The 1,876-nt window shown below is 39.4% G+C and carries 1 protein-coding gene; it reads left to right on the top strand.

Annotated elements, in window-relative coordinates; genetic code table 11:
* On the top strand, positions 1-1,808 hold a 1,808-nt coding region (locus tag IBX48_RS10425; RefSeq protein ID WP_296834328.1), incomplete at its 5' end, for a TonB-dependent receptor.
* Positions 1,809-1,876: the final 68 nt, after the last annotated feature.

Below are 1,876 nucleotides of genomic sequence, written 5' to 3'. Positions count from 1 at the left end.
TTAAACCGCTAATCGCGGCTTTATGCCTAGCACCAGGCCTGGTCATGGCTGAAAATCAACTTTCCGAGATAGTGGTCACGGCCAGTAACACCGAACAAACCCAACGCACAGTCACCGCCAATATGCACGTTATCACGCGTGAAGAAATTGAGGCGCGTCAGTATAAAACTGTGGCCGAAGCACTGCGAGCTGTACCTAGTATTAGTAGCTATAGTAACGGAACGATGGGAAGCTCTACAACTCTCTATATGCGTGGATTAGATGGTAAAAATATTTTAGTTTTGATTGATGGTGTCACGATTAACGAGCCAATGGGATTAAGTGGCGCTAACTTTAACCATTTATTAATTGATAATGTTGAGCGTATTGAAGTCGTAAAAGGTGCTCAATCTGGTATTTGGGGAGCTGACGCCGTTGCTGGCGTAATCAATATTATTACCCGCAAGACTGAAAAAAGAACCATTCTTAACGCCAATCTTGAAACTGGCTCAAACCAATATCGTAAATTATCTTCACAGATAGGTGATGGCAATGAAAAATTCGATTTCTTGCTTGGCTTCGCTAATGTAAAAACTGATGGATTTTCTTCAGTTAAACCCTACAGAAAATCAGAGTACGACTTTGAAAAAGATGGTTTTCAACAAACGGATTTAAGTTTAAAACTTGGGATCAATCTAACACCGACACAACGCATAGAAACAAACTTACAAAAATCAGATGCGACGGTTGATTATGATGGTACAACTGATCCCGATGCTGACTTTTACAATAATTTCACCTCAACCCTTAGACAAATAAATTATCAAGGCAACTTTAATCAATTAAGGTTAAAACTCTATGCGCAAGATAATCAAATTCAGCGCGAAAGTTTTGACAATTTCCCATTTAAAGCAGAAAGTTCTGTTGTTGATATGGGAGCGCTTGCTCGCTACCAATATGGCCTTCATCAAGTCCAAATATCTGTCAACGAAAAGAAAATCGAGAATAAACTTAATGGCCAAGGCTATACCAATACAGGACTCGGCATTACTAACACCAACCTGTTCAATAACCAAAATCTTATAATTACTCAAGCTTTAAGAGCCGATAAATACAATGCATTTGAAGACAAATTAACTGGAAAGCTTGGGATTAAAAACTGGTTTAATGATCATACGTTTGTTGCTACTAATTTTGGTACGGCTTACCGTGCCCCCACTATCAATGAAGTAGCTAACTCCACAATCAAACCTGAATCCTCTGAAGTTTTTGATTTAACTGTTGGCTACTCAGGTTTTGAATTAACTTATTTTTACCAAACAACGAAAAATAAAATTAATTACGCGGGCGGATGGCCTAACGCCATTTATGAAAATATTTCCGGTGAGTCGACATTTAAAGGCTTAGAAGCGGTTTACACGAATAGTTTTGATGCTATTGAAACAGATTTCTCTTTAGGTTATGGCTACCTGAGTGCGAAAAATGATGAAGGTGAATCCTTTGCGAGACGTCCTGAGCAACAAGCAAGTTTAAGTTTAGACTATTACGGTTTAACTAAAACTCATTTAGGTTTAGAAACCCGCTATATCGGTAAAACCTATGACAAAGCGGATCAACAAGGTGCTCAAATTGGCGAATACTTTGTGACCGACTTAACAGCGGACTATGAACTAACTAAACACATCAGCCTGTACGGAAAAGTTCAAAACCTATTTGATGAAAACTATATTCCGGCGGTTTCAGCGTATGAAGCTGACGGGGTTACACCTAGTTATGTTTATGGAAATGGCGGCACACAGTTCTTTGTCGGTATTCGAGGCAAGTTATAAATGACAAAATCTGCCACCCTGATGATTCAAGGCTGCACATCCGATGCCGGTAAAAGCACGCTGGTGGC

This window comes from Thiomicrospira sp., from assembly GCF_014859555.1.
GTDB lineage: Bacteria > Pseudomonadota > Gammaproteobacteria > Thiomicrospirales > Thiomicrospiraceae > Thiomicrospira.
The sequence above is the reverse complement of the archived record's forward strand: the minus strand, read 5'-3'. Positions and strand labels throughout refer to the sequence as shown.